Origin of the sequence: Salinivibrio sp. PR932 (assembly GCF_001996125.1) — a bacterium.
Taxonomy (GTDB): domain Bacteria; phylum Pseudomonadota; class Gammaproteobacteria; order Enterobacterales; family Vibrionaceae; genus Salinivibrio; species Salinivibrio proteolyticus.
In genome coordinates, this window is record NZ_MUFM01000014.1 from 40,257 (window position 1) to 63,348 (window position 23,092).

Below are 23,092 nucleotides of genomic sequence, written 5' to 3' on the forward strand. Positions count from 1 at the left end.
CGCCGTTTGGCGGTTTTTTGTTTAAATCACTCGCGAGAACTGTTGTTGGCGCGCTCTATCCCGTAAATAAACATCAAAACTCATACAGATGTTACGAATCAACATGCGCCCCGTTTTGGTCACAGCAATGCTGGTGTCGGTCAAGGCGACCAAACCATCATCGACAAAACACTGCAAGAGTTTCAGATCCTCAGCAAAATAGCCATCAAAGTCGATGTCATACTCGGCCGCAATCTGGGCTTTATCCAAGTAAAAATTACACATCAGTGCTTTGATCACATCACGGCGGATCCGGTCATCGCGCTCTAGCATCACGCCTTTGCACAATGCATGGCGCTCAGCATCCACTTGCTGATAATACTGCTTCATGTCCTTTTGGTTTTGCGCGTAACAATCGCCAATCATCGAAATCGCCGACACGCCCAACCCCAGTAAGTCACAATCACCTTGCGTGGTGTAGCCTTGGAAATTGCGGTGCAAACGCCCTTCACGCTGCGCGACAGCCAGTTCATCATCGGGCAGAGCAAAATGGTCCATGCCGATAAATTGGTAGCCAGCATTGGTTAATGTGGTGATGGTCTCTTGCAGCATAGTCAGCTTGGCATCTGGCGATGGGAGATCGTCGTCTTTAATCTTGCGCTGCGCAGCAAACAGCGATGGCAAATGCGCATAGTTAAACACCGACAAACGTCCCGGACGCATCGTCAGCACTTGCTCTAAGGTTTTGGCAAAACCCGCTGGCGTCTGGGTGGGTAAACCATAAATTAAATCAAGATTGGTGGAGCGAAATCCCAGCTCACGCGCACGCTCAACCAAGGCGTGGATAAAGTCTTCGTCTTGCTCTCGATTGACCAACTGCTGCACTTTTTTATCAAAGTCCTGCACGCCAATGCTAATGCGGTTAAACCCCTCACCGCGCAAGTGATCAAGCATATCCAATGGGATTTCACGCGGGTCGACTTCAATGCTGATTTCTGCCTCAGCCTCAAAGTGAAACTCTTGGCGTAGCAAACTCATCAAGCGGGATATTTGCGGTTTAGTTAAAAATGTCGGCGTTCCCCCACCCCAATGCAGCTGAGTCACGCGACGCGTGCCCAGCAAAAACGCACGCTGGCGAATTTCATGCTCAAGCGCATCCAGGTATTCATCCGCTTTATGCTGATGGCGCGTCACCACTTTATTGCATCCGCAGTAATAACAAAGCTTATGGCAAAACGGGATATGTACGTAGAGCGATAAGGGCCGGTCAGGATACTGGCTACAGGCCATATCAAATTCAGCGGCCGTAAAGGCTTCGTGAAATTCTAACGCGGTAGGATACGAGGTATAGCGGGGCCCTGAATAGTTGTACTTATTGATAAGGGCTTGATCCCAAATAACTTGTGGTGAGGACATAGCTTACAATTCCGCAAAGAGCGCTCAGGACAACAGCGCCTAGTGTGCCACAGCTTTTGGTGAAGTGTTGAGCACTAACCGGCGCTAGCGATGCGAAAGTGTCGGTGAGATCGAGTTTCGCCCAATAATTATAGGGGTATTGCGCGGTCAGAAGATAGACCGCGCGACTGGCTTTAATGGGTCAGGATATGATCAGGGATATGGCGACCGCCCGTAAACGCGAGAATCTCGGCCAACTCGGCCTTAATCGCTTGCTCAAGGCGCGCTTCGTGTTTCGCCCGTTCTAGGTCAAACTTCATACGCTCTTTCTTTTTAAGCGCACTGCGCGCCTCGCCGCGTGGGGTATCTTTCACCGCTTCATACAGCTCAAACAATGCGGGGTAACGGCTATCAAACTCGACCCGTTTATCGCCTTGCAAATGATCCATGATCATATAGAGCCGAATCGCCGCTTCCGATAAATCACACTGATCGTTAAGTGCGGCAAACGCAATCACGTCGACACTCTCGACAATTTTATCGTTGCGCTTGGCAATCGCAGCCTCTTTTTGCTGCGCTTGTAAGGTGTTTTGGCGTTTTAATTTAGCCAGCAACACCCCCGCATAAATGGATAGGCCGAGAATAATTAATCCGCCTAGTCCGGCTAATACCCAGATCCAATCCTGCACCAGTTACTCCTCGTTAGTCGTCCTGTTGTTCAAATTTTGCCAGCAGGTCGTCTTCATCAGTGTCGTCGTCATTGAGTAAGCCAAGCTTATCCATCAGCACTTCAATGCGATCGAGCTTTTCATCCACATACGCTTGCAGACCAGAGCCTAACTTCTCACCATTTTCGATACGATCCAACAACACATTCAGTTGTGGGTCTTGCTCGAGTTTGGCAAGCTCCTGCTCAGGCGTGAGTTTAGGCTGCTTTGGTTTCACCGCATCCGTCCCGAGTGGGATAGGCTTTTTACTGCCAATGCGCGGGTCTTTACTACCACCGCTGCGGCGCGTTTGCGTTTTACTTTCTTCCGAATGACGCGAGCCGGCTTTTTTACCTTTGCGCTTTTTCTGCTTTTTCAGCATACGCGCAATGCGATCTTGTTCATTCTGATTTTTATCTACGTATTGCGCCGGGCCTTCCGATCCTACGCGGCGCGTTTTCTTTTTACGCGTCATGACAGTGGTTTCCTCATTAAAATTACGTCGTTGCCAACAAATTCAAGCGCAAGGCCCGATTTCGCGGCTAAAAACTCAAAAGTATGACGGCTAAAAAAGCTCACGTGTGTGGGGTCATTTTTGTAATGCCAACGTGAGAATGCCGCTTGGTCTGTGACCAACTTGGTCATCACCCCGAGCCATCCACCGGGCTTCAGCATGGCTTGCCATTGTTGCCAAGCCACGTCGGGTTGATAAAAGTGTTCGATAGCTTCTGTACAGGTAATAAAGTCGTACTGCGTCTCTAAGACCTGTGCATCTGGCGCATAGAAGGGATCATAGCAGGCCATAGTGTGCCCTGCGTCAGTCAGCATCCTCGCCAACACCGGCCCCGGTCCACAACCAAAATCGAGCCCGTAAGCATGTTGAGGTAACCGTGTCATTAACGGTGTGAACAGGCGGGACAGAAAACGTTTATAGCCTTCATCCTCAGCATGATTTTGGTGCAAGTCGTAAATCGCCTTCTCGTCATCCGCCGATAGCAACGCATCACGGTCAACGAATACTAACTCACACACTGCACACTGAAAGTACGCTCGCTGTTTATCACTATGGTAAGGGTGTACGCCTTGGTGCGCACATAATGGGCAATGCTGCATATCATTCTTCAATGCCAGAAGCTGGCGCGAATGTAGCAGAAAGTGGGTCAATAAAAAAGCGACAGGCATAAAGCCTGTCGCGGTATCGCCAGAGCGATATAAGCGGGTGTCGTCCGTCCTGGTACGTCTTTCGTCCCTGCTTGGTGGCGCTGTGCGCCCTTTGTATCAACGTCCTGTTGCTGTGGTGGCTACCTGCCTAACCGTCGCCTCCTGCGTCCTTGTCATCATGACAACCACGGCACTGTCCTCGTGCATCACACTCCTTGTGCTAACGCGCTCCATGCGCACCACCTTGGTGGCGTCACCTTCCTGGCGTTTCCCCCGCGCTCCGTGCGGGTGATGCATCAACGTCCTGTCGATGGGGATAGAATACTACAACCACGCCCATTGCCTAGAATTGCAGCCAAAAACAAATCAGTACAAGAATAAGATTTAGTTTTAAGGTTTTGATTCTATTGTTTATTTTTTATTATCTCGCATAAATTTTATCTATTTTCCACGGCAATCTATGGGCGATCTCTTACAGAAAAAATCGCTCTTTTCGCGGTAAGGCCGTCTGCGTCAATGGGTCAGCTGGACGGAGTCGGTTGGTATGAGTAAAAAACCGAAGATAAAAGCTAAGCGGGTAAGACGTCAGACAACAAAAAAGCGAAAGCGGCCTGCGCCCCTTTCGCTTTCAATATATATTCGTGTCGCCGCGAGGCAATGCTGTCTTAGTGCAGGCCACCAAGATATTTCGACAACGCATCAATCTCGTTGTCGGTCAGCTTCGCCGCCACAGAGCGCATCATTTGATTCATATCGTTATGACGATCACCATCGCGGAACATTTTCAGCTGACTCGCTAGGTATTTCGCGGGCTGGCCAGAAATTTTGGGGAAACCAGAAGAAGGCGTACCATTACCGCGCGGACCATGACACGCAGTACAGGCTGCAATGCCACGCTCAGGATCACCTGCCATATAAAGCTGACGGCCAATCGCCACCGAGCCTTCAGGCGTAGTGCCAGGCTTTGGCGTCAAGGTCGCATAGTAAGCCGCGAGATCAGCCATGTCTTGCTCTGAAAGCGGTGCAACCATGCCTGCCATCACAGCATTGTAACGACCTTGCTCTCCGCCGCTTTGCGCGCCGAGCTTAAATTCCTTTAATTGCTTTTCAATGTAGTTGGCGTGCTGACCCGCCAAGTTGGGGTAGTCAGGCAAAATGCTATTACCATCGGCACCGTGACAGGCGGCACAGGTATTGGCTTTTGCTTTGCCCGCTTCAGCATCTCCTTGGGCCCAGGCTGAGGCGCTGGCGAGGAGGGTCAATATTAGCGCTAATTTCTTCATGACATTCCATTTATAATTATCAAGCTTCCAGTACCACTACTTCGTTACCGTCATGGTACAATAACCGATCAAAAACCGAGCACGGTTATTTTACACAAATTCACACAAAAGTAATCAGTCTACTACACCAAGACGAGACGGAGTTAACAGTGGAGCAATCGCTTAATTACCGTAACACCCAATTTGTTACCAGCGCACCCGATATTCGCCATCTGCCTGATAATACTGGGATAGAAATCGCGTTTGCTGGTCGTTCCAACGCCGGCAAGTCTAGCTCCCTTAACCGTCTTTGTGACCAAAAGAGCCTTGCAAAGACCAGTAAGACGCCGGGGCGGACACAATTAATTAACCTTTTTAAGGTGGACGATGGTTGCCATATTGTCGACCTGCCCGGCTATGGTTTTGCCCAAGTGCCACTGGAGATGAAAGAAAAGTGGCAACGTTCGCTGGGTGAATACCTACAAAAACGCGAGCAGTTGGGCGGACTGGTGGTGTTGATGGATATTCGTCATCCCATGAAGGATCTTGATCAACAGTTGATTCATTGGGCGGTGCAATCCAACCTGCCTGTCATGGTGTTACTGACCAAAGCCGATAAACTAAAATCCGGCGCCCGTAAGCAACAACTGATGAAGATCCGTGAAGCCGCACTGGCGTTTTGTGGCGATGTAGAGATTGAATTGTTCTCATCCCTAAAAGGCATTGGCGTCGATAAGCTTCGCCGTAAGCTCGACACTTGGTACCACCAAGCGCCTGAGGAGAGCGTTCTCGACGAGACTTCCCCTGATGCAGAGCCGGAGTGATCGCCTCTTATACGCCGAGTAAGCTGAATTTATGAGCTCGTCTAGCCTGAAGATGGCAGAGAAAATAAAGTCCCCACCTGAACAGGTGGGGCAACGGGAGAGAAATAGGATTTATCTTATTATCGCGACAAGTTTTATAGACAATCGCCCATAACGCAAGTATCGCTTTGTCGAACCATTAGTCTCGCCGCACATTCACTTTGATTCCTGCCTCAAGGTCACAAAACCATCACTTCGGGCAAAATTGCCCAAAAAAAAGCCGACCCTAAGACAGGATCGGCGAATCTTTGTGCGTAAGCGATCTGATAAGACCCCGTAGACACATAAAGAACAAGAAGCTGCGCGCATTATAACCAAGCTCATCACTAAAATTAAAGTAATTACTCTAATTTTTTTGAAAAGAATGGGAATAGGCGAGCCAGCGAAACATAAAAAGGCAGTGGCAGGGTGTCTTCATCGGTTGGGAAATTGCCAATAAAAAAAGCCCCAGTCAGTATCCTGACTGGGGCTGCTGAATCAGCCAAATCCAATAACGTGAAACAAAAGGTCTGAAAGATAGAACATCTTACCTCTGTACCCTACGCCAATAACTGTATATCAAATGCACAGCGTTGAAAAGTATCCTACGTAATTTTTTTTCATAAATTTGTATCGAAATGTACAAAAAGACGCCAAAACAGCAAGATAAACGGACGAAAAAAAAGCCGACAGGGTGTCGGCTTTAGCTTTTTTGTTATTAAACCACAGGAAAAGCCGTGATTTAGTGGGCTTCACCCCAGTTATTACCGTGTCCAGACTCGGCAATCAGAGGCACGTCCAAGTCCGCCGCCGACTCCATCAGTTTCCGTACTTCACTTTCAACTTTGGATAAAGATGACGTTTTAACTTCCAGTACCAGTTCATCGTGAACTTGCATCACCAGACGGGCGTCATCCGCGGCATTGGCTTGAATCCATTGATCAACCAGTATCATCGCACGCTTAATAATATCGGCCGCGGTTCCTTGCATCGGCGCATTGATTGCCGCGCGCTCGGCCCCTTTACGACGCATCCCATTACGCGATTTAATTTCCGGCAAATAGAGACGACGGCCAAAAATGGTTTCTACATAGCCTTTTTCCGCCGCTTGCTCACGGGTGCGGTCCATGTAGGCCTTTACGCCTGGGTAGCGCTCAAAGTAGGTATCCATGTAGCTTTGTGCTTCTTGACGGCCAATCCCTAACTGACGGGACAGACCAAAAGCACTCATACCATAAATCAGACCAAAGTTAATCGCTTTGGCGCGGCGACGCTGTTCACTGGTGACCTCGTCAAGACTCACCCCCATCACTTCCGCTGCGGTGGCGGCGTGAATATCTTTGCCATCACGGAACGCTTCTAGCAAGGCTTTATCGCCGGATAGGTGCGCCATAATTCGCAATTCGATTTGCGAGTAATCGACCGCCAAAATGGTGTGATCCGGTTCCGCGGTGAAGGCTTCTCGAATACGGCGACCCTGTTCGTTACGAATGGGGATATTTTGTAAGTTCGGATCGGTGGACGATAAGCGCCCCGTCGCGGTGACGGCTTGATGATACGAGGTATGCACGCGGCCGGTTTGCGCATTGATCATGCGCGGCAATTTGTCCGTGTACGTCGATTTGAGCTTTGCCAGCCCACGATATTCCAAAATCCGTGCTGGCAGCGGGTAATCGAGTGAGAGCTCTTGCAGCACTTCTTCATTGGTTGAAGGGCTACCTGATGGGGTTTTCTTCACCACCGGCAGGCCCATTTTCTCAAACAAAATCGCTTGTAGCTGCTTGGGCGAGCTTAAGTTGAACTCTTCGCCGGCAATCTCAAACGCTTCACGCTCAAGCTCAATCAAACGAGTATGTAACGCCTCTGATTGGGTCGCCAACTTGTCTTTGTCAATTAGCACACCATGACGTTCCATACGCGACAACACGCTGACTAGCGGCATCTCGTAGAACTCAAAGATGGTTTTCAGTTTCTCGTCACTGGTGACTTTACTAATCAGGTATTGATGCAAACGCAACGTAATATCGGCATCTTCCGCCGCATAAGGTGCCGCTTGCTCAAGAGGAATTTGATTAAAGGTCAGTTGTTTCTTGCCTTTCCCCGCTATCTCTTCAAAGCTGATGCAGGTGTGCTGCAAGTAACGCTCAGCGAGGCTGTCCATGTCATGACGTCCCGCCACACTGTTATAGACGTACGATTCCAGCATGGTGTCATAGGCGATCCCTTTTAAGGTGATCCCGTGACGCGCAAACACACTGGCATCATATTTCAAATTCTGGCCGACTTTCGCCGCTGAGGGATCTTCCAACCAAGGACGCAACACCTCCAGCACCTCATCCAGCGATAATTGCGCCGGCGCTTCCAGATAATCATGCGCTACCGGTACATACGCCGCTTCACCCGGCGCGACAGCAAATGAAATTCCAACCAGATTGGCTTCCATATAGTTGAGGCTATCGGTTTCCGTATCGACCGCCACCACCTCAGCGTCACGAATTTTTTTCAGCCAAGTGTCCAGTGCGTCCCGCGTTAATAGCGTCTGGTAGCCACTGCGGTCAATCGTGGTCTCTTGTGGGATAGGCTCATCAGACACCGCCTCTTCCGGCGCATCGCCTTCATCCAGCTCTTTGAGCCAGCGGCGGAATTGTAAGTCACGATACATGGTCACCAAGGTGTCATTATCAGGCTCTTGCTTGACTAGCTGTTCAGGGGTGAAATCCAGTTCAACATCCAATTTAATCGTGGCGAGCTGATAAGACAGGTAAGCGGCGTCTTGATGCTCAGTCAGTTTTTTCGCCATGCTTTTCGCGCCGCGGAAGCTGAGCGCTGCAATCTTATCGAGGTTCGCGTAGATATCATCCAAGCCGCCTAGATTGGCAATCAACGCGGTCGCGGTTTTATCACCCACACCCGGTACGCCAGGAATGTTATCGACTTTGTCGCCCATCAAGGCAAGGTAATCAATAATATGCTCAGGACCAAAGCCATACTTTTCACGCACCGCCTCAGGATCCATCACCACATTAGTCATGGTGTTGATTAAGGTGACGTGCTCATCCACCAGCTGCGCCATGTCTTTATCACCGGTGCTGATCAGTACCGGCATTCCCGCTTTTGAGGCTTGAGTGGCGAGTGTACCAATCACATCATCGGCCTCCACCCCTTCTACCGCGAGTAAAGGCAGCCCCATGGCTTTAATAATCTTATGCAGAGGTTCAATTTGCCCGCGTAGGTCATCTGGCATGGGTGGACGATTGGCTTTGTACTGCTCGTACATATCGTCACGAAATGTCTTCCCTTTGGCATCAAAAATCACCGCCACATGTGAATGGGGAAATTGTCGCAACAAACTACGCAGCATGTTCACCACCCCAAAGACGGCTCCAGTGGGTTCACCTTGGCTATTGGTGAGATTAGGAGACGCATGGTATGCCCGGTAAAGGTACGAAGAGCCATCCACAAGGATTAACGGATTGTCGGGAAGAGTTGCCATATCAGAATCTTGGTTGCCAGTTAAACACGTTAGCTGCTAAGCATGCCACGAGTCGTCATTCCTGTTAACCACGGTTTTTCACATCCATAGCCTGAGCTGTGGATAAGTTTGTTGGTAAATATTTTATAGGGTTTTGATTTCGTCTAAATAAACATGAATTTTGATTTTTAAATAGATTAAAAACAAATACTTATGCCATATCACACAAAAAGGATCTTGATCGAAAAAGGATCCTTAGGTGTGGAAAAAGAAATCACTTGCTCTGCATGAGGTTGCAGAGAAAGTCATCACAAACTGCGGAGATAATCACCAATTTGGTTATCGAACTTGGCTACTATTTCGCTTAACCCAGCACCAATGCGACACTGTTGAACGCAATTAAGCGTAGACGCGTTTGGTCGATGATCCATATTAATTGCGATAATTTTAATCTCGATACAAGGAGAGCATCATGAAAAAGGTGGCTGTTATCTTATCTGGCTGCGGCGTGTTTGACGGTGCCGAGATCCAAGAGGTGGTCCTATCCCTGCTTGCCCTCGAGCAAAACGATGCCCAATGGCAATGCTTCGCACCAGATATCGATCAGCACCATGTGATCGATCATCGTACCGGCGAAGCGATGAAAGAGACACGCAATGTACTCACCGAAGCCAGCCGTATTGTTCGTGGGGAGATCCTTCCGCTAACGGATTTAAACGTCGACCACTTCGACGCCTTACTGGTTCCCGGCGGCTTTGGCGCGGCGAAAAACTTATCGGACTTTGCTTACAATGGCGATCCGGTGCAAGTCAACCAAGAGATGTTTGCGGTTTGCCAAGCCTTCGCCCGTGCAGAAAAGCCCGCCGGCTACATGTGTATTGCCCCTATCATGATCCCGCAGATCTATCCAAAAGGCGTCAAAGGTACCATTGGTAATGAGCCCGATATCGCTGCCGCCTTTAACCGGATGGGCGGTGAGCATATTGAGTGTCCGGTATCAGATTATGTATTAGATCAGCGCCACCATCTCCTGTCCACGCCCGCCTATATGCTCGCGACATCAGTACTGGATGCCGCCAGTGGGATCAATCGGATGGTGAAAAAATTGGTGGAGCTCGCCTAAAACACGCTCATCCGCACAGAAACGCAGCAGAGAAAAAGAAAAAAGCGACGCCGAGATGGGCGTCGCTATAACAAGTGAGCGCAAAAACAAAGCTGTTATCAGAACAGTTTGCTGGCCCCAATACACTGGAAGCAATGTGAGCAATGTCGTGCCTTCAGAGCTGAGCATGTGGGCTTTGCCCCGAACGCAAGTTAACAATAACCATTCTCATTCCCACTTTCAACACTTAGTTGAGAATCTTTTTCATTTATTGATCTTGTGCTCAGACTCACTCGTTGTCATCAAACTGTCATTGCATCCACCGTCATCACGCCAACAACTCTGGTTCGAAAAGCCAGTGTCCAGAAAAGAAAAAAGCGACACCCCGAAAGGTGTCGCCTAGCAAAAATAGGCTAACTTAATCACTGTTTGATAAGCGCCCCGCTAATACACTGGAAGCAATGTGAGCAATGTCGTGCCTTCAGAGCTGAGCATGTGGGCTTGGCCCTGAGCGCAAGTTAATAATAACCATTCTCATTATCGTTTATCAAGAAAAAAATACGCTTATTTTCCACTCGCTGTACATTTATTGATCTGCTTCTCAAAATAAAGGCGATAGTCGGCAGGCTGACCTTTTTGCTCCACCGCAACCATCTGATAGCCATGACGCATCAGCATGCACACCATCGCCGTGAAGCGATTACGTGATTTGACCGCAAGCGTTCGATAGCCAGAAGCCGCTACCCACGCTTCTTGCGCTTGTAACAAGGCTTTCGCCACCCCTTGACCTCGGGCCGCTTTGGTCACCCCGCCCAGCCAGCTATAAAACTGCGTCTTACTGGTGGCATAGCCTATTTTGGCACCGACAGGCTCACCGTTTTGATACGCCACCAATACCAATGCTGTGCGTCCCGCTAATCGCGCGTGGCATTGTTCCAAGGATACACCCGTATCCAACTCGGGCACGCTGTTAAGCACCGTTACCGCCTCCTCTAAGTGCCCGGCACGAATTTCCATCTCACCTCCCCGCATTGACGTAAAAAAAGAGCCGCGATGCGACTCTTTATTCTGCTACTAATTAGGACGTTTGCTGCACCGTCGCCGACGGCGTCACCTGTGTGATTCGTCGAATAATCAGGTTGAGCAATACCCCATACATAGGAATAAACAGCCCCAAGCTAATAATCAGCTTAAAGGCATAGTCTACCAAAGCAATTTCAACCCAGTGCTCGGCCATAAAGGTATCTTGGCTTTGGTAAAATGCGATTGCAAAGAACGCGAGCGTGTCTGACGCATTACCAAACAAAGTGGAACAACTCGGTGCCACCCACCATTGGCGCTGCTGGCGTAACCGATTGAACACATGAATATCTAAAATCTGACCCAGTAAGTAAGCCATAAAGCTGGCAATCGCAATCCGAGCGACGGTGAGGTTAAACGTGCCCAGCTCCGCAAACCCTTGGTAACTGCCTTGATAGAACAAGACGGATAACACGTAGGAAATCAGCAGCGAGGGCACCATTACCAGCAAGATAATACGGCGTGCCAATGCCGGACCATAGATCCTGACGGTTAAATCCGTGGCCAAGAAAATAAACGGAAAGGTAAACGCCCCCCACGTGGTGTGGAAACCCCAAACCGTAAAGGGGATCTGCACCAAATAGTTACTGGAGGCAATGATCAGTAGATGAAAAATCACGAGGTAACCCAGCGCTTTACGCTGCTGAGCAAGAGAAAAGTGGCTCATAGTGCACCTTTTTGTCATTGGGGGCGAGGGAACCCAAAATACTTAGCTACCCGTCTACAGGCAGCGCGAGGTGGCGAATTATACAGCAATCAAGAAACGGTGCCAGCGCAATTTAAAGAGGCGGATGACGCGTCCACCAGTGGCGCAAAAAGCTAATCACCTCATCGCCCTCCTCATCCAACGCTTCTAACCACACGCTCTGGGTGTAATGTGCTGCTTTGAGCATCAAACGCGCGCCTTCAAAATCAATCAGCCAAGTCATCATGTCCGCGTCTTGTTGGCTCTCAAGCACAGAGGCTTCGAGGGCTTGCAGCAATGGCTGACAGATTTCTTTGCCATTATCCGCATCCAGCTGCGGCTGATAAAACGCCAAGGTGTTGTCGGACGCTATCAATTGCCAATTACTCGGTGCCATAGCCGTACTCGCTCAAACTCAAGTGATCGTCAATCAAGTCCAAAAACGCATCGCCGAATTTTTCTAGCTTGCGCTGTCCGACGCCACTGACCGCTAGGAGCTCCGCTTGCGATGACGGCAGCATCTCGGCCATTTCCATCAAGGTTGCGTCGTTAAACACCACATAAGGTGGAATATCTTCTTCGTCAGCAATGGCTTTACGTAACTTACGCAGCTTGGCGAACAGTTTTTTATCGTAATGGCGCTGGCTCAGCTTGTTGGCTTTGGTGCGAGGGCTGAGGCCAATACGCGGTACCGCCAGCTCAAGGGCAATCTCGCTGCGCAGTAATGGTCGCGCTTGTTCAGTTAACTGCAGCACCGAGCTACGGGCAATGTTTTGCACCAGATAACCGCGATGGATCAATTGGCGAATAATGCTTACCCAGTATTCATGGCTCCACTCTCGCCCGATGCCGTAGGTAGAGAGCTTGTCATGGCCATGATCTTTAATGCGCTGATTTTGCATTCCACGCAACACTTCCACCACGTATCCAACCCCGAAGCTTTGGTTAACACGGTACACGCACGACAGCGCTTTTTGTGCTTGTTCGGTGCCATCAAAATGGGTAGGCGGGTCGAGACAAATATCACAGTTGCCACAAGGGGTTTGCCGATGCTCGCCAAAGTAGTTTAGGAGCACTAAACGGCGACAGGTTTGTGCTTCGGCAAATGCGCCCATCGCAGTCAGTTTATGGCTTTCGACCTGCTTTTGGGGCCCATCCGGCTTTTCTTCCAAGCAGCGATGGAGCCATCCCATGTCGGAGGGGTCATACAACAACACCGCTTCAGCCGGCAGTCCATCTCGCCCTGCTCGGCCGGTTTCTTGGTAGTAAGATTCAATATTGCGCGGCACATCATAGTGCACCACAAAACGGACATTGGGCTTATTGATCCCCATCCCAAACGCCACAGTCGCCACCACAATGTTGACATCGTCACGTTGAAACGCCTCTTGCACAGAGCCGCGCGCCTCAGTGCTCATTCCCGCATGGTAGGCAGCGGCGAGCATATTGTTATCACACAGTTTTTGAGTGACCTGCTCAACCCGCTTACGGCTATTGCAATAGACAATCCCTGATTGGCCGCGTTGACCGCTCAGAAACTGCACCAATTGGGCCAAAGGTTTGTGCTTTTCCAGCAAGGTGTAGCGAATGTTAGGGCGGTCAAAGCTACCCAGATGCACCAAGGGATCGTGCAGGGCAAGGCGGGATAAAATATCCTCGCGCGTGGTGGCATCCGCGGTGGCTGTCAGCGCCATCACAGGCACATCAGGAAAGTGCTGTTTGAGCTGGCCTAAAGAGGCATATTCGCGACGAAAATCATGCCCCCACTGGGAAATACAGTGCGCTTCGTCGACCGCAATCAACGCCAGTTGCCACTCGGTTAAGCGATGGATAAAGTCGCGCCCTAACGCGCGCTCAGGCGATACATAGAGTAGTTTCACCTCCCCCTGATTTAGCGCACGCAAGGTATCCGCTTGCGCCTCAGGCGTCATCGCTGAGTTTAAGCACGCCGCCGCAACCCCATTGGCATTAAGCTGGTCAACCTGATCTTTCATCAATGAAATCAAAGGTGAAATCACCACGGTCAAGCCAGTGCGCACCAACGCGGGGATCTGATAACACAGAGACTTCCCTCCCCCGGTCGGCATAATCACCAAGGCATCACGCCCCGCAATCGCCGCATCAATCACCGCTTGCTGACCCTCGCGGAACTGGTGATAACCAAACACCGCTTTGAGTACCTGATGGGCAGGACTCATGGCAGGATCAGCGGTAGCGGCGCCAGTTTCGGTTGACGCATCGGCATGGGCGGGGGTGGCGGACATAATCAAGCTCATTACTCAAACTGGCGCTCATTCTACCGACACCCCGTAAGCGATGAAACCCTGAGCACAGAGAAAGGTGCTTGCGCCCGCCCTTACAACTTGTTACATCTAGTCAACATGCACACGTTCGTGTTCATCCCTGACCGACACTTATAACGAGACTGCGCTGTGATTCCTGATCCAAAACGCACACGCCAAGGCGTGTTACTGGCCCTTGCGGCCTACATTATGTGGGGTATCGCCCCCATGTACTTTAAAACGGTCAACCATATTCCGGCGCCCGAAATTTTAGCGCACCGGGTATTGTGGTCGTTTGTCTTTTTGGCATTGCTGCTTTTTTTCACCCGTCGCTTTTATCAGCTCAAGCCGATTGTCCGCGAGCCGAAAAAACTGTTGATGTTGATGCTCACCTCTTGCTTTATTGGCTGTAATTGGCTGATTTTTATCTGGGCGATTGTCAATAACCGCATGCTGGATGCCAGCCTTGGCTACTACATTAATCCACTGGTGAACGTAGCGCTGGGGATGATCTTTCTTGGTGAGCGTTTCCGCCGTCTACAGTGGCTTGCCGCCGCGCTGGCGTTGGTAGGGGTATTGGTACAACTGATCACCTTTGGTTCACTGCCTTGGATTGCGTTGGTGCTGGCCACCAGTTTTGCGATTTACGGCTTACTGCGCAAAAAAATCAATCTCCCTGCGGTGCCGGGTTTGTTTGTGGAAACCTGCACACTCTTGCCCGTTGCGCTGATTTATCTGTGGCAGTTTGCCGATACACCCAGCGCCAACCTGCTCGATAATCCCATCAGCCTGAATATGCTACTGGCCGCTGCCGGTTTGATCACGACGGTGCCTTTACTGTGCTTTACCGGCGCCGCCACCCGCTTACCCTTGACGGTATTGGGCTTTTTCCAATATATCGGCCCCAGCTTAATGTTTTTACTCGCCGTCGGCTTGTATGACGAACCCTTTACCCCAGATAAAGCCACCACCTTTGCCTTTATCTGGGCCGCCTTGGCGATATTTAGCTTTGATGCCTATCGGGCGAAACGACAGCAAGAAGCCAAGATAGAGACCACGCCTTTGTCAGCAGGAAAATCAGGATGAATGAGTTCGCTATTCTCGCCACGCTGGCGGGGGTGCATATGATTGCGCTGCTCAGCCCCGGGCCCGACTTTGCCTTGGTGCTCCAAAATGCGACCCGTTATGGCCGTGCCACTGGCTTGGCGATTGCACTAGGGTTATCGCTGAGTATTTTGGCGCACACAATACTGAGCATTACCGGCATCAGCTTGTTGGTGCATCAGCACCCACAACTGTTTATGTGGGTGCAAGTGGCGGGGGGCAGTGTGCTGATGTATTTAGGCCTTAGCGCAATCAAAGGTTTGCTCGCCGCCACCACAGCACCGGCGCAAACCGCCAATGATGCGCCTGCGGTACGCGGCCAAAAACAGGCCTTTTGGAAAGGGGTGCTGACCAACCTTTTTAATCCGAAAGCCTTGGTGTTTTTTATTTCGTTGATGAGTACCTTGGTGCCGGCCAGCATGTCTGCCAGCGGCAAAGCCATGGCCGTGGCGGTGGTGTTTCTGCTCTCATTAGGCTGGTTTTCGTCACTCGCCTGGCTGCTATCAGGCAGTCGCGTACAGCAAGTGCTCACCAAAGTCGCCCCGGTTATCGATGGCCTGTGTGCGCTGTTGTTTTTGCTGCTAGGTGGTGCGGTCGTTTGGCAAGCCGGCGTGTTCGGCTAACACCGCAGCTGAAAAACGCAGGTGGTAGGATAAATATCAATACGCCCAGCCGAGGCTGGGCGTTTTTTACCGTTAACCGGTCGAGCTTAAAGCGCTTCCAGTTTGGCGTACTGAGTCACCAACCACTTAATCCCTTCCCCATTAAAGGCAACTTGCACGCGGCTTTGTCCGCCACTGCCTTCAAAGTTGATGATGGTGCCTTCACCAAATTTAGGGTGTTGAACCCGCTGACCCAAACTAAACCCGGTTTGGTTAAAGTTCTCCTGAGTCTGCGTTTTGGAAAAACGACCCCCGCTTGTAGCAGGGCGTGAGACATTGGCACGCATTCGCACTTCTTCCAAGCAGGCCTCGGGCAGCTCACGAATAAAGCGCGAGATCTTATGAAACATGTCTTTGCCGTACACACGGCGCATTTCTGCGTAGGTCAGATAGAGTTTTTCCATCGCGCGCGTCATGCCGACATAGCAAAGGCGACGCTCTTCTTCTAAGCGGCCTGCTTCTTCGGCTGACATCTGGCTGGGGAACATGCCCTCTTCCACCCCGACCATAAAGACTAAGGGGAATTCGAGGCCTTTGGCACTGTGTAAGGTCATCAATTGGACCGCATCATCAAACTCGTCCGCTTGGCCTTCACCGGCCTCAAGGGCGGCGTGGGCCAAGAACGCCGACAGCGGTGTCATCCCTTCCGCTTCCGCCTCTTCAGGAGGAGTAAATTGGCGCGTAGCCGTCACCAACTCTTCCAAGTTATCGACACGCGCTTGCGCTTTTTCACCTTTTTCTTGCTCGTACATGGCGCGCAAGCCGGAGTGACGGATCACCGCATCGGTTTGTTGATACAGTGCCATGTCACGGGTGTCATCTTCTAGCGCATTGACCAGCTCGATAAACCGGCCCAACGCATTGGCCGCCCGTCCTGCCAGTGCTTTTTCCGCCAAGATTTGCTCGGCCGTGTGCCATAAAGTTTGGCCACGATCGCGCGCCGCGCCACGAAGCGTCTCAAGGGTGCGATCACCAATCCCCCGAGTGGGCGTGTTTACCACCCGCTCAAACGCCGCATCGTCATTGCGATTCGCCATCAAACGTAAATAGGCCAGCGCATCTTTGATTTCCTGACGTTCGAAAAAGCGCATGCCGCCGTAGATACGATAAGGGAGACCGGCTTGAATTAAGGCTTCTTCCAGCACTCGAGATTGGGCGTTGTTGCGGTATAAAATCGCGCTGTCGGTGAGCGCGCCGCCTTCGTCTTGCCAGGTTTTGATTTTCCCGACCACAAAACGCGCTTCATCCAGCTCATTAAAACCGGCATACACAGAGATGGGCTCACCCTCTTTGCCTTCGGTCCACAGGCTTTTGCCCATCCGATCGGCATTGTTTTCAATCAGGGTGTTCGCCGCTTGCAAAATCGTACTGGTTGAGCGGTAGTTTTGCTCCAAACGAATGGTCTGCGGGGTGGTGAAATCATCCAGAAAACGCTGAATATTTTCGACTTTCGCGCCACGCCAGCCGTAAATGGATTGGTCGTCGTCCCCCACAATCATCACATGCGCCTGTTGGCCCGCCATCATACGCAGCCACGCATATTGGATGTTGTTGGTATCTTGGAACTCATCCACCAAAATGTGCTGGAAACGTGCTTGATAGTGTTCGCGGATCACCGCTTTATCACGCAATAACTCTAAGGTTCGCAGCAAGATCTCCGCAAAATCCACCAAACCGGCGCGGTCACAGGCTTCTTGATACGCCTGATAAATCCGCAGCCAAGTACTTTCAACCGGATCATGGCGGGTATCAATGTGCTTGGGGCGCAAGCCTTCATCTTTTTTGCCATTGATATACCAACTCGCTTGCTTGGCGGGCCAGTGTTTTTCATCCAAGTTTTGCGCTTTAATTAACCGACGCAGCAAGCGCTGCTGGTCATCTGAATCAAGAATTTGGAAGTCTTGTGGCAGGTTGGCGTCTAAATAGTGGGCACGGAGAATACGATGGCAAATGCCGTGGAAGGTGCCACACCACATGCCAGAGGCGGTGCCTTGCATCAATTGCTCGATACGGCCGCGCATTTCCGCTGCCGCTTTGTTGGTGAAGGTGACCGCCATCACCGAGAACGGCGATGCCTCTTCGACCCGCATCAGCCAAGCCATACGATGAACCAGCACCCGGGTTTTACCACTGCCAGCACCTGCCAACACCAAATGGTTGCCGAGCGGCGCGGCCACGGCTTCACGCTGTTTGTCGTTGAGTCCGTCAAGAAGAGTTGATACGTCCATCGCCACCTGCCATTTTACTGGGTATTTATACACTGGTTAGCGATTATACCAGCTCGCCACTAAATTGCGCGCCCGATCATAATGCGTGTTTTAGCTCGCTGAGTGATTGAAACTGAGGTGATTTTAGCGGTGCCGTTGCTGAATAAGGGTATCGAGCTCAGATAAATCGTCGATCGCCACATCCGGTAAGGTGCGCCCTTTATGCATCATGGGTGATTGGCGCTCAGGGCGGATCCAACAGGCTTGCATGCCCGCTTGGCGCGCGCCAGCCACATCCGAACTTAAATGATCGCCCACATGTAAAATACGCGCCGGGGCGATGCCCAAGGCCTGCGCGGCTTTATCAAACATCTCTGGGCTCGGCTTGGCCGCCCCGTGTTCACCGGCACGGAAAATATGCTGGAAAAACGGCGTCAGGCCAATCGCATCGGTGTCGACGTTACCGTTGGTGATGGCCACCAATGGCAGTTTCTCGGACCAGGCTTTTAAGTAAGCCAAACTTTGCGCCGGCGGAGTAAAGTCACTGCGATATCCGCAAAAGAAGGTGGTCGCCGCTTGGGCTTGTGCGCGCGCCTTCTCCGCGGTTAAACCAACATGCTCACCGGCAAGCGTCAGCTGGGCAACCCGCATCGCGGTAACATCAAAGCGTTGGGCTGGGTTCTGGTCACGGGCTTGGCGGCGAAATCCCGCAAGGGTGGCTTTATCAAGCGCGGCGAGCGGCGGGCAGTGCTCACTCAAATAGTCGTTTAGCGCCGCCTCCGCACGTGCGATCACCGGCCAGTTATCGTACAAGGTATCATCCAAGTCAAAACTCACCGCATCAAACGTGTTTAAGCGACGATAAAATTTCATATCACGACTCCGAGTTGTTTTTTTTACCTGCGCGAGGTTTGCTAGCCCCTGTGCTGCGGGCACGGGGATGCGCCGCGTCATATACTTTCGCCAGGTGTTGAAAGTCCAAATGGGTATAAATTTGTGTGGTACTTAAATCGGCATGGCCGAGAAGCTCTTGCACTGCGCGCAAATCCCCGGACGATTCCAGCATGTGAGTGGCAAAACTGTGGCGCAGTTTGTGAGGATTAATGTGGCTATTCACCGCCTGCTTTTGTCCCCACTCCGCCATACGTTTTTGCACGCTACGGTGCGAAATTCGCTGGCCAAGTTTAGAGATAAACAGTGCCTCTTCTGGCCCTTTGAGGAGCTGGTTGCGCACTTTCAGCCAGTTCATCACCCAAGTTTTGGCCATGCCGGAAAAAGGCACGATGCGCTCTTTTTCCCCTTTACCGGTGACACGCAAATCCCCTTTACGTACCGAGACATCACGCACGTTTAAATCAACCAGCTCGGCTAACCGCAATCCTGCGCCATACATCAGCTCCATCATCGCCCGATCCCGCACCGACAGCGGGTCGTCTTGATCCACCTCGAGCAGCTGATTCATTTCATCCACATCAAGGTTTTTCGGCAACTGACGCCCTTGCTTAGGCGCGGCGACCCCTTTGGCCGGATTAGCCGCGAGCTGCTCGGTGAGAACGAGGTAGTCGAAAAAGCTGCGCAGTGCGGACAGCCGCAACGCAATACTGCCCGGTTTAAGGCCATCGCGTTTGGCTTGGCTCGATATTTGTCGCACCCAATCCGCATCCACGTCTTGCCAATGGGCGATACCCCGCGCGGTCAGAAAGTCAACAACCTTATCTAACTGGCGCTGATAATTGCGTTGCGTATGGGCACTAAGGCCCCGTTCGCTGAGTTGATATTGATAAAAACGGTCAAGAGGGACCGTCAGTGAACGGGGAGCAGCTTGGTCAGGCGTTACCGCTGTCACTAACGTTCACCCTTGTTTGTCCACTGACCACATAAGATGGCCAAGTGTGCCGCCAGCTGTTCGATAAAAAGGGTGTCCATGTCTGGCTGAAAGTGCCCGCCATCTGCGCTCGCAAAGCTCAACAGTCCCCACTCTTTGCCTTCCCCTTTAATCGGTACCAGCGCAAAAGAGCCTAGCTCCGGTGGCGTTGCCATCACCGCTTCCGCATCCACACGGCGTAAGCGCCCAAGATAACAACGACGTCCGGCAAAATGATGGCTTTTTAATTGATCCACCGCTTGACGCGAGATGGTCTGCAGCCCGTCGATAGGCGCATACACCCGTATACTGACGGTAAGTTGCAGTTGCTCGCTAAGTGCCGTTAACGCCGCTTCCACCGCCTGTGGCGTGTTGGCACGCAACAGGGCCTGATGCGCTTCAGCAAAAGCACGGAAAAGGGCATCGTTTTTCGCCCCCAGGCTCATCAGTTGGGTAATGTCTTCTTCCAACTCCGCTACCCGCTCACGCAGGCGCTTAAGTTGAATTTCCACCAGCGATACCGCGCCTTGCTCACCGTGTGGCACGGTCAGCTGCGTCAGCAAATCGCGATGGCGAATAAAAAAATCTGGATTGTCTTTTAAATACGCCGCCACCGCCTCTTCGCTCAGCGGCATGGTTTCCAGTGTCGAGGCTTCTACCCCATCATTCATAATTGTAATTGTCCATCAAATACATGTGTCGCTGGGCCTGTCATTGATAAGGAATGGCCCGGCCCGCGCCAGCGAATGCGTAGATCTCCACCGGGTAAACTCACCGTTACTTGCTCATCAAGCAGGCCTTGTATAATCCCGACCGCAACCGCGGCACACGCGCCACTGCCACAGGCTTGGGTTTCACCAGCGCCGCGCTCGTACACTCTAAGCTTAATCGCATTGCGGGAAAGGATCTGCATAAAGCCGGCATTGACCCGTTCAGGGAAGCGTTCGTGACTTTCAAGTAGCGGTCCCAAGGTGTCCACGTCGGCGTGGTCAACATCCTCGACCACAGTCACTACATGCGGGTTGCCCATGCTCACGGCACCGACAAACAAGGTCTGTTCCGCCACCCGCATCAAGTAGGTTTTTTCTTGTGAGTTGGCACGAAACGGAATTTTCCCCGGCGTGAATTCCGGCTCGCCCATGTTCACACGCACCTGATTGTCGTTTTCAATGTGCAGCAGCATTTTACCGGCTTGGGTGCTCACGCTGATCTGATGCTTATTGGTTAGCCCTTTCATTCGCACGAAACGCGCAAAGCAGCGCGCACCATTGCCACATTGCGAGACTTCCGATGCGTCAGGATTAAAAATGCGATAATGGAAATCTGTCTCAGGATCGTAGGGCGGCTCCACGACCAATAGCTGGTCAAAGCCGACGCCACGATGACGATCGGCCAAACGCCGAATCAGATCCGGCGAAAAGAACGCGTTTTGCGTGACACAGTCAACCACCATGAAGTCGTTGCCCAGCCCGTGCATTTTTGCAAACTGTACCTGCATGCCAATCCTTATTCTGGTAGGCGCTGTTCAAGCTGCCATAACGACGCCAAGTTTTCGCGCTCGCGCACAAGGTGTGCTTGGTCGCCATCAACCATGACCTCGGCGGGGCGGCAGCGTGAGTTATAGTTTGACGCCATCACAAAGCCATATGCGCCGGCTGAGCGTACCGCCAGTAAATCACCCGCTTCTAACACCAGCGAGCGGTCTTTGCCCAAGTAATCACCCGTTTCGCAAACTGGTCCTACTAAATCATAGGTTTGTGGTTCCCCTTGGCGCGGCACCACGGGAATGATTTCTTGATAGGCTTGATACAGTGAAGGACGAATTAAATCGTTCATCCCCGCATCGATAATGGCAAAGTTTTTATGCTCACTGTGCTTGAGAAACTCAACCTTGGTCAGCAACACCCCCGCATTGGCGGCAATCGCACGGCCCGGCTCAAAAATCAGCTCAAGATGACGATGATTGTCCAAACGCGCCAACAACGCTTTGGCATACTCCGATGGCTGAGGCGGTTTCTCGTCGCTATAGGTCACGCCTAATCCGCCGCCCACATCCAGATGACGAATCGTAATACCTTCATCGCCCAAGGTATCAATCAACGCCAACAAGCGGTCGGTAGATTCAATAAAAGGCGCGAGTTCGGTCAGTTGTGAGCCGATATGACAGTCAATGCCTTCGACCTTAAGGTGTGGCAAGCTGGCTGCATAACGAAAACTATTCAACGCCTCCGCAAAGGCAATACCAAATTTGTTTTCCTTTAAGCCCGTTGAGATGTAGGGGTGGGTGTTGGCATCCACATCAGGGTTAATACGCAACGATATCGGCGCTTGCACACCCAACTCGCCCGCCACTTGGTTTAAGCGATCGAGTTCAGAGTGGGATTCCACATTGAAGCATTTGATGCCTACTTCCAGTGCACGACGCATTTCTGCGGCCGTTTTCCCCACGCCAGAAAACACCACTTTCGCGGGATCACCGCCGGCGACGAGCACGCGCTCGAGTTCACCTTGAGAGACAATATCAAATCCTGACCCCAAGCGTGCCAGCACATTTAACACACCGATATTGGAGTTTGCCTTAACGGCATAGCACACCAAATGCGGATGATCGCCCACGGCGCGATCAAATGCGTGCCAATGGCGCTCAAAGGTTGCACGTGAATAGACGTACAAGGGTGTGCCGTGATTATCGGCAAGCTGGGTCAAAGGCAATGATTCGGCCCACAGCTGGCCGTCGTCCTGATAATTGAAATAATCCAAGGTGTTCTTCCCTGTCGTCGTTGGTTATTGATTTTGCGTCGGTTGTTGGTCCGGATAATACAGGGGCCCTTGTTGGCCACAGCCGGTCAGTGTCATGATGCCAGTGAGCATCAGTAAAATGACGAGTTTTCGCATAGTGAATGCCAGTGATTATCGAGTCAATGCCCTCTATAATCGCATCACAACCATGAAAAGCAATAGGATGTAACGGGATGAACACAACGGAATATCATCAGTTGGTCGATTTACAAATGCAGGCCATTGAAGAAGGTATCGATGACTCAGGCGCCGACATCGATTATGAGAGCGTTGGCAACGTAATGACGCTGGAGTTCGATGATGGCAGCCAAATCATCATTAACCGCCAAGAGCCGATGCAAGAAATCTGGCTGGCGTCGAAAAGCGGTGGGTTCCACTTTGCCCTCAAAGACGGCGAATGGACTTGCAGCAAAACGGGACTCGTGCTGATGGATCTGGTGCAACAAGAATGCAGTAAGCACGCGGGCGAGCCTGTTTCTTGGTGATCTT

General features: G+C 51.4%; 23 protein-coding genes. 5 read left to right on the top strand and 18 right to left on the bottom strand.

The genetic code is table 11. From position 1 onward, the window contains the following. Window positions 1–21 precede the first annotated feature (21 nt). From hemN to BZG84_RS08835, 5 genes are all read right to left on the bottom strand, one after another. The gene (gene hemN, locus BZG84_RS08810; RefSeq protein WP_077481528.1) at window positions 22–1,395 is read right to left on the bottom strand and encodes an oxygen-independent coproporphyrinogen III oxidase; all 1,374 of its coding nucleotides are present in this window, start codon (window positions 1,393–1,395) and stop codon (window positions 22–24) included. Window positions 1,396–1,568: 173 nt separating this feature from the next. Next, window positions 1,569–2,063 (bottom strand): DUF2489 domain-containing protein, encoded by a 495-nt coding sequence (locus BZG84_RS08815; RefSeq protein ID WP_077640167.1) that lies wholly within the window; start codon window positions 2,061–2,063, stop codon window positions 1,569–1,571. 13 nt (window positions 2,064–2,076) lie between these two features. Continuing rightward, window positions 2,077–2,556 carry a Der GTPase-activating protein YihI gene (gene yihI, locus BZG84_RS08820; protein ID WP_077481524.1) on the bottom strand — a complete coding sequence of 160 codons (480 nt, stop codon included), beginning with the start codon at window positions 2,554–2,556 and terminating at the stop codon, window positions 2,077–2,079. Further along, entirely contained in the window at window positions 2,553–3,194 is a 642-nt protein-coding gene (locus BZG84_RS08825) for a class I SAM-dependent methyltransferase (RefSeq protein WP_077481536.1), read from the bottom strand. Before BZG84_RS08825 ends, yihI begins: the two co-directional genes overlap by 4 nt. A 713-nt stretch (window positions 3,195–3,907) precedes the next feature. Further along, window positions 3,908–4,525 carry a c-type cytochrome gene (locus BZG84_RS08835; RefSeq protein ID WP_069590267.1) on the bottom strand — a complete coding sequence of 206 codons (618 nt, stop codon included), beginning with the start codon at window positions 4,523–4,525 and terminating at the stop codon, window positions 3,908–3,910. A gap of 149 nt (window positions 4,526–4,674) precedes the next feature. Here BZG84_RS08835 and yihA point away from each other — a divergent pair, with 149 nt between their 5' ends. Further along, a complete protein-coding gene (gene yihA / locus BZG84_RS08840) occupies window positions 4,675–5,328 on the top strand; it encodes a ribosome biogenesis GTP-binding protein YihA/YsxC (protein ID WP_077482013.1) in 654 nt (217 codons plus the stop codon). A 516-nt stretch (window positions 5,329–5,844) separates the two neighbouring features. On the opposite strand, the gene BZG84_RS16620 is transcribed toward yihA, so the two are convergent. Both BZG84_RS16620 and polA read right to left on the bottom strand, forming a co-directional pair. Beyond that, window positions 5,845–5,892 (bottom strand): hypothetical protein, encoded by a 48-nt coding sequence (locus BZG84_RS16620; protein ID WP_438616993.1) that lies wholly within the window; start codon window positions 5,890–5,892, stop codon window positions 5,845–5,847. A 196-nt stretch (window positions 5,893–6,088) separates the two neighbouring features. Next, a complete protein-coding gene (gene polA, locus BZG84_RS08845; RefSeq protein WP_077482015.1) occupies window positions 6,089–8,839 on the bottom strand; it encodes a DNA polymerase I in 2,751 nt (916 codons plus the stop codon). A 451-nt stretch (window positions 8,840–9,290) separates the two neighbouring features. Between polA and elbB the strand changes: the two genes are divergently transcribed. Next, entirely contained in the window at window positions 9,291–9,941 is a 651-nt protein-coding gene (gene elbB, locus BZG84_RS08850) for an isoprenoid biosynthesis glyoxalase ElbB (protein WP_077678142.1), read from the top strand. Window positions 9,942–10,484: 543 nt separating this feature from the next. Here the strand turns inward: elbB and BZG84_RS08855 are convergent. From BZG84_RS08855 to recQ, 4 genes are all read right to left on the bottom strand, one after another. Next, the gene (locus BZG84_RS08855; RefSeq protein ID WP_077479940.1) at window positions 10,485–10,937 is read right to left on the bottom strand and encodes a GNAT family N-acetyltransferase; all 453 of its coding nucleotides are present in this window, start codon (window positions 10,935–10,937) and stop codon (window positions 10,485–10,487) included. A gap of 61 nt (window positions 10,938–10,998) precedes the next feature. Further along, on the bottom strand, window positions 10,999–11,667 hold the full coding sequence (locus tag BZG84_RS08860; RefSeq protein WP_077479941.1) for a 7-cyano-7-deazaguanine/7-aminomethyl-7-deazaguanine transporter: 669 nt from the start codon (window positions 11,665–11,667) through the stop codon (window positions 10,999–11,001). A gap of 112 nt (window positions 11,668–11,779) precedes the next feature. Continuing rightward, a complete protein-coding gene (locus tag BZG84_RS08865; protein WP_077479942.1) occupies window positions 11,780–12,082 on the bottom strand; it encodes a DUF3630 family protein in 303 nt (100 codons plus the stop codon). Continuing rightward, complete coding sequence (gene recQ, locus BZG84_RS08870) at window positions 12,069–13,883, bottom strand: ATP-dependent DNA helicase RecQ (protein ID WP_198536722.1); 1,815 nt, start codon at window positions 13,881–13,883, stop codon at window positions 12,069–12,071. Before recQ ends, BZG84_RS08865 begins: the two co-directional genes overlap by 14 nt. A gap of 237 nt (window positions 13,884–14,120) precedes the next feature. Between recQ and rarD the strand changes: the two genes are divergently transcribed. After that, window positions 14,121–15,053, top strand: coding sequence for an EamA family transporter RarD (gene rarD, locus BZG84_RS08875; RefSeq protein WP_077479965.1), 933 nt, complete (start codon window positions 14,121–14,123; stop codon window positions 15,051–15,053). Continuing rightward, complete coding sequence (locus BZG84_RS08880; RefSeq protein WP_077479943.1) at window positions 15,050–15,694, top strand: LysE family translocator; 645 nt, start codon at window positions 15,050–15,052, stop codon at window positions 15,692–15,694. The genes rarD and BZG84_RS08880 overlap by 4 nt, the downstream gene beginning before the upstream one ends. A gap of 86 nt (window positions 15,695–15,780) precedes the next feature. Here the strand turns inward: BZG84_RS08880 and uvrD are convergent, their stop codons facing one another. The 7 genes from uvrD to lptM form a co-directional block, all read right to left on the bottom strand. After that, the gene (uvrD, locus tag BZG84_RS08885) at window positions 15,781–17,961 is read right to left on the bottom strand and encodes a DNA helicase II (protein ID WP_077678143.1); all 2,181 of its coding nucleotides are present in this window, start codon (window positions 17,959–17,961) and stop codon (window positions 15,781–15,783) included. A gap of 123 nt (window positions 17,962–18,084) precedes the next feature. Continuing rightward, entirely contained in the window at window positions 18,085–18,813 is a 729-nt protein-coding gene (locus BZG84_RS08890; RefSeq protein ID WP_158011475.1) for an HAD-IA family hydrolase, read from the bottom strand. A 1-nt stretch (window position 18,814) separates the two neighbouring features. After that, the gene (gene xerC, locus BZG84_RS08895; protein ID WP_077479946.1) at window positions 18,815–19,786 is read right to left on the bottom strand and encodes a tyrosine recombinase XerC; all 972 of its coding nucleotides are present in this window, start codon (window positions 19,784–19,786) and stop codon (window positions 18,815–18,817) included. Continuing rightward, window positions 19,786–20,475: a DUF484 family protein gene (locus BZG84_RS08900; protein ID WP_077678144.1), complete on the bottom strand. Its 690-nt coding sequence runs from the start codon at window positions 20,473–20,475 to the stop codon at window positions 19,786–19,788. Before BZG84_RS08900 ends, xerC begins: the two co-directional genes overlap by 1 nt. Next, a complete protein-coding gene (dapF, locus tag BZG84_RS08905; protein WP_077479948.1) occupies window positions 20,472–21,302 on the bottom strand; it encodes a diaminopimelate epimerase in 831 nt (276 codons plus the stop codon). The genes BZG84_RS08900 and dapF overlap by 4 nt, the downstream gene beginning before the upstream one ends. An 8-nt stretch (window positions 21,303–21,310) precedes the next feature. Then, a complete protein-coding gene (lysA, locus tag BZG84_RS08910; protein WP_077678145.1) occupies window positions 21,311–22,564 on the bottom strand; it encodes a diaminopimelate decarboxylase in 1,254 nt (417 codons plus the stop codon). A gap of 24 nt (window positions 22,565–22,588) precedes the next feature. After that, window positions 22,589–22,699 (bottom strand): LPS translocon maturation chaperone LptM, encoded by a 111-nt coding sequence (gene lptM / locus BZG84_RS16205; RefSeq protein WP_101494787.1) that lies wholly within the window; start codon window positions 22,697–22,699, stop codon window positions 22,589–22,591. A 77-nt stretch (window positions 22,700–22,776) separates the two neighbouring features. On the opposite strand from lptM, the gene cyaY reads away from it, so the two are divergent. Next, a complete protein-coding gene (cyaY, locus tag BZG84_RS08920; RefSeq protein ID WP_077455777.1) occupies window positions 22,777–23,088 on the top strand; it encodes an iron donor protein CyaY in 312 nt (103 codons plus the stop codon). Window positions 23,089–23,092 lie beyond the last annotated feature (4 nt).

Coding starts and splice junctions, on each gene's coding strand:
- hemN (WP_077481528.1), bottom strand. CDS start 1,395: ATGTCCTCACCACAAGTTATTTGGGATCAAGCCCTTATCAATAAGTAC.
- yihI (WP_077481524.1), bottom strand. CDS start 2,556: ATGACGCGTAAAAAGAAAACGCGCCGCGTAGGATCGGAAGGCCCGGCG.
- BZG84_RS08825 (WP_077481536.1), bottom strand. CDS start 3,194: ATGCAGCATTGCCCATTATGTGCGCACCAAGGCGTACACCCTTACCAT.
- BZG84_RS08835 (WP_069590267.1), bottom strand. CDS start 4,525: ATGAAGAAATTAGCGCTAATATTGACCCTCCTCGCCAGCGCCTCAGCC.
- polA (WP_077482015.1), bottom strand. CDS start 8,839: ATGGCAACTCTTCCCGACAATCCGTTAATCCTTGTGGATGGCTCTTCG.
- elbB (WP_077678142.1), top strand. CDS start 9,291: ATGAAAAAGGTGGCTGTTATCTTATCTGGCTGCGGCGTGTTTGACGGT.
- BZG84_RS08855 (WP_077479940.1), bottom strand. CDS start 10,937: ATGGAAATTCGTGCCGGGCACTTAGAGGAGGCGGTAACGGTGCTTAAC.
- BZG84_RS08860 (WP_077479941.1), bottom strand. CDS start 11,667: ATGAGCCACTTTTCTCTTGCTCAGCAGCGTAAAGCGCTGGGTTACCTC.
- BZG84_RS08865 (WP_077479942.1), bottom strand. CDS start 12,082: ATGGCACCGAGTAATTGGCAATTGATAGCGTCCGACAACACCTTGGCG.
- recQ (WP_198536722.1), bottom strand. CDS start 13,883: ATGAGTCCTGCCCATCAGGTACTCAAAGCGGTGTTTGGTTATCACCAG.
- BZG84_RS08880 (WP_077479943.1), top strand. CDS start 15,050: ATGAATGAGTTCGCTATTCTCGCCACGCTGGCGGGGGTGCATATGATT.
- uvrD (WP_077678143.1), bottom strand. CDS start 17,961: ATGGACGTATCAACTCTTCTTGACGGACTCAACGACAAACAGCGTGAA.
- BZG84_RS08890 (WP_158011475.1), bottom strand. CDS start 18,813: ATGAAATTTTATCGTCGCTTAAACACGTTTGATGCGGTGAGTTTTGAC.
- BZG84_RS08900 (WP_077678144.1), bottom strand. CDS start 20,475: ATGAATGATGGGGTAGAAGCCTCGACACTGGAAACCATGCCGCTGAGC.
- dapF (WP_077479948.1), bottom strand. CDS start 21,302: ATGCAGGTACAGTTTGCAAAAATGCACGGGCTGGGCAACGACTTCATG.
- lptM (WP_101494787.1), bottom strand. CDS start 22,699: ATGCGAAAACTCGTCATTTTACTGATGCTCACTGGCATCATGACACTG.
- cyaY (WP_077455777.1), top strand. CDS start 22,777: ATGAACACAACGGAATATCATCAGTTGGTCGATTTACAAATGCAGGCC.